We start from the raw sequence: 4,154 nt of genomic DNA, 5'->3' as shown, positions 1-4,154 counted from the left end.
GCCGCCACTGCGGCGCCCGCACGCCATCGCGCGCCGCGCGGCCGTGCGGCGCCCACGATGGGAGGTTGAACATTCATCGACTACTCCGCTTCTGGCTTACCTGGACGCTGGAACTGGCGGCGGCGACTATTCACGCTGGGCGGAACCCGCTGGCGAGAAATCCACCGGCACGCGGTGGTCAATACCACGCGTCCGAGGTGCTTCCTCACGTCGTTGTGGGAATCGCTTTCCCGTCGAATGCTAGATGGTCTGGAAGTGGCCGGTCAATGATGGTTTCGGTGGCTGGCGTCGGGTAACTGTCGAATGCCGTCGAATGCCCAGGTGGAAGGCGTTCGAATCGATCATCAATCCGTTGCGGATCAATGCGGGTGGTCATACTTGTGAACAGAAACGACGGGTGCCGATCACACTTGTGAACAATTGAGGCGTCGGTAGTCGCATTAAGCCCGGCCGTGGCCGCCGAGGATCAGTCCGGATGACAGTCGCGAAACCGGGAGTATGCGCGCAGCGCGTCGGCCGACGGCAGCACATGATGGGGAGGACGGCGTGCGCCATCCCCGCAGCGAGGCTCGACGCCTCGGCGTGCAATTACTCCAGCGCCGCCGGCACGGTGAACGCGCGTGGGCACGCAATCTGGCACCGAGTCGACGCTCGCTCCTGGGGTAGCGACCAAGGCCATGTCGAGGCGCGGCCTGGGTTAAGCAGTCGGTCGCGGTCACCCGCTACGCGACCATGGTGTGCGCTCCGGAGGACCCGGAGCAGGTCGGCGTGATCGAGGACGAGCCGCGGGTTGATCAGTGCGACGCGGAACCCGGGCGATCTGACCGGCGACAGCCGAACCGTCGTGCTGCACCCGGAGCGGCACCAGCGGTGCCGCTCCGCGCGGGCGAGTGCCTACTCGTCCTCACCCCAGGTACCGACGACCGCGAGCGCTGCCTCGCCTTCCTCCAAGGCCGAGAACAGGTCCGGCTCGGCTGCGGGCCCCTCTTGGAGCAGCAGGACCACCGGTTGGTCGCCGCTGTCGGTGGCGGGGTCGAAGTCTGTGGCGATCTCCCGGCGCAGCAGGAGCACCCCGCCGTCCACCAGCGGGGCAGTGCGCAGGTGCGCCGCGGCTTCTGCGAGGTCCTCCCGGTACTCGCGCACCATGTGGTCGTACACCTCGGGGGAGGTCAGCAGGAGCACGGCCAACCGGTCGCCGACGCGCTCGTAGCGCATCCCCAGGTCGAACGGGAGCAGGTAGAACACGCCCTCCTCACCCTCGTGACCCCGGTCCAGCAGCATGTCCACGACCCGCTGACCGGGGTCGTCCGAGGTGGGGTCGATCCCGATGAGGACCAGCTCGGCCTCGTCCGCCTCGCCGTCCTCTAACGCCGGCACGACAGTGATCCACATCTGTTCCGCGTCACCCATGCCGGTGATCCAAGCCCAACCCCTCGTCCCGGTCCAGAACCTCGCGCCCTCCCGGCGCTCGCAGGTCGGAGCGGATGTCGAGGGCGGAGTGGGGGGCGCACCTGTCTCGGCACCAGGCTCACGGGCGGGTGGACCGACCGGTGATCGTGCTGGACATCGACGAGACCTCGGAGACGAACTACGGCCGGCGGGTCGACAACGACTTCGGCTCCGACCTGGGCCGTTAACCGTGCGGGTCTTGAAGAAGTCGTGGGCCAGGAAAGCGCCGGCGGGGAAGAACCCAGGGCGGGCGTTGCCGCGTTGGCGCTCATGGGTAAAAGGCGCAGCAGTGCGAGGGTGTTGGACACGTCCAGGTAGGCCAGTGGGCGCGCTCTTCACGCTCGGCGTAGCGCGACCGGTCCGGGACCACACCCACCGCGTCCCGGCCGCGCGTACCTCCGTCCCGGCAACCCGCGGCTGCCGACTACACCTGCTCGGTGTCGACCGTGGTCGCGGGCCGCTGGCGGTTCTCGAGCGTGATCCCGCACTTGCCGGCCAGCGCGACGCCGGTACCGATCACCGTGACCACCGGAGCGGCCAGCACCGCGACCAACCCGAGAGCCACCGGCACCTCCAGCACCACGTCGTCCTTGCTGTCGCGCACGACCACACGGCGGTTGATGCCTTCACTGACCAGCCCGCGAACGGCGTCGACCACCGCATCGACGGCGACACGGGGATTCTCGGGCTTGAACTCGCTCATGACTCTCCTCGAACTGCCGGCGGTTCCTTGACGCCTTCAGCCTGCCCGCGATCCGACACCCCGCCATCGGGGTTCTCCCTGACCCTCGCCTGATTCACCCCTGATGAGTTCCACGAACGTCCACCCGGGGTGCTGGCGAGGTAGGCCACGGCAGGGGCGACTGTGCCGGGACGCGGCAGGTCGGGTCTCCGGGGCGTAGGTGGGGAAGGTGGTCGGCACGTCGCACGCAGGCCGAACACGATCCTCAGGCACCTCGCTCAGGACGGCACCGGACCTTCGGTCCCCGCGTTCCCGGTCCTGATCGACGTCGGCTCCAGGTCGGTGAGCTGTCGGCGGACGCGTTCGGCGTCGGTGGCGCGGCCCTGTTGTCGGTAGAGGTCCAGTGCTTCGCTCCAAGCCGCACGAGCCCGGGTGTGGTCACCGAGTGCGAGGTGGCTGTGGGCGAGGTTGTCCAGGGTGTCGGCGGCCTCGGCGGTGTTGCCGACGGCGTGGTAGAGGTCGAGCGCCTGCCGGTAGTGGTCGACGGCCCGGCGGTGGTGGCCGGTGTGGTGCTCGATCCAGCCGAAGCTGTCCAGGGTGTCCGCCTCGCCGTCGAGGTCGTCGTGGCGGCGGTACAGGTCGAGGGCGGCCTGGCAGTGCTCGCGGGCGACTTCGTACTCGCCCAGGCGAGCGGCGTGCCAGCCGACCATGTTGAGCGCGGTGGCCTCCCACACCGGGGAGCCGAGGGCGCGGAAGAGGTCCAGGGCGTGCCGGGCGTGGTCGAGGGCTTTGCGGTCGTTGCCGCGCTGCTCCCAGGCCCACGTGAGGGCGTGGTGGGTGTGGGCCTGCTGCGCGAGGTCTTGGTGCTGCCGGGCCAGTGCGAGGGCTCGGTGGAGGTGGTCGATGGCCCGCTCGTGCCGCTCCAGCTCGGCGTGGGCGTGGCCGAGGAGCCGGTGGGCGAGGATGTGCGTGCCGGGGTCGGGCAGGTGGGTGGCCGCCTCGGCCGCGGCCTGCCACACCGCGAGGTCGTCGTGGATGTGCCCGCGCAGGCGGTGGAACGTGCCCAGGGTCCAGGCGATCTGCCACACCACCCGGTGCCGACGTCGGGCGACCGCGTCCTGCTGGACGGCCAGGAGGTGCAGGTGGTGGGCGTCCATCCAGGCCAGGGCCGTCGCGCGGTCGGGCAACGGGTGGGACTGGGTGCCGGGCGCGGGCGGGTCGAGCCGGATCGGTGGGCGGTAGGGGTTCAGCAGGTGGTCGGCGGCGTGGGCGGTGTGCAGGTAGAAGTCCGCCACCCGCTCCAGCGCGGCCTCCCGCTCCGGCTCCGGCAGGTGTTCGTCCGCGGTCGTGGCGTAGGCGCGGACCAGGTCGTGCATCGCGTAGCGGCCGTGCGGGTGCCGGTCCAGCAGCGAGTGGTCCTCCAGCACGCGCAGGGCCTTGCGCGCCTCGGTCGGGGGCAGGCCGGTGAGGGAGGCGGCGGCGGGCAGGTCGATGTCGGGTCCGGGCGCGATCCCGAGCAGCACGAACACCACCCGCTGCCGGGGGGTGAGGCGGCGCAGCGACCACGACAGCACGGTGGGCAGGCTGGCGGTGAGGTCGGTGTCGTGGTCGAGCATCTCCAGACCCGCCTCGCGCAGTTCCGCGGCCAACTCGGCCAGCGGGAGCCGGGGACGGGTGGCGGCGTGCCGCGCGATGATCGCCAGGGCCAAGGGGTGTCGACCGCACAGCCCGACCAGCTCGTCGATGGCGTCGGGTTCGGCGTCGGTGCGGTGCTTTCCCAGGCGTGCGGCCAGCAGGGCGCGGGACTCCACGGGCGTGAGCACGCCCAGGGGCAGGTGGTGCGCGCCGTGCCGGTCGATCAACGACGGCAGGCTGGTGCGGCTGGTGACCAGCACGGTGCAGGTGGGGTTGCCCGGGAGCAGCGGCACGACCTGGTCCGCGGATGCGGCGTTGTCCAGCAGCACCAGCGCTCGCCGTCCGGCCATCAGGTTGCGGTACAGGGCGCCCGGGTCCGACTGGGCAC

Annotated in this window: 3 protein-coding genes; all 3 read right to left on the bottom strand. The window is 70.8% G+C overall.

What is annotated here, in order from left to right; genetic code table 11:
• Positions 1 to 894: 894 nt before the first annotated feature.
• Entirely contained in the window at positions 895 to 1,377 is a 483-nt protein-coding gene (locus tag AB0G02_RS30395; protein ID WP_360800737.1) for a hypothetical protein, read from the bottom strand.
• 496 nt (positions 1,378 to 1,873) lie between these two features.
• The gene (locus tag AB0G02_RS30390; RefSeq protein WP_360800734.1) at positions 1,874 to 2,152 is read right to left on the bottom strand and encodes a DUF4342 domain-containing protein; all 279 of its coding nucleotides are present in this window, start codon (positions 2,150 to 2,152) and stop codon (positions 1,874 to 1,876) included.
• A gap of 257 nt (positions 2,153 to 2,409) precedes the next feature.
• Positions 2,410 to 4,154, bottom strand: a 1,745-nt coding sequence (locus AB0G02_RS30385; protein WP_360800731.1) for a tetratricopeptide repeat protein, incomplete at its 5' end; no start/stop codon positions are given.

The organism is Actinosynnema sp. NPDC023658 (assembly GCF_040639995.1).
Lineage (GTDB): Bacteria > Actinomycetota > Actinomycetes > Mycobacteriales > Pseudonocardiaceae > Actinosynnema.
This window is presented reverse-complemented; position numbering and strand designations above follow the sequence as displayed.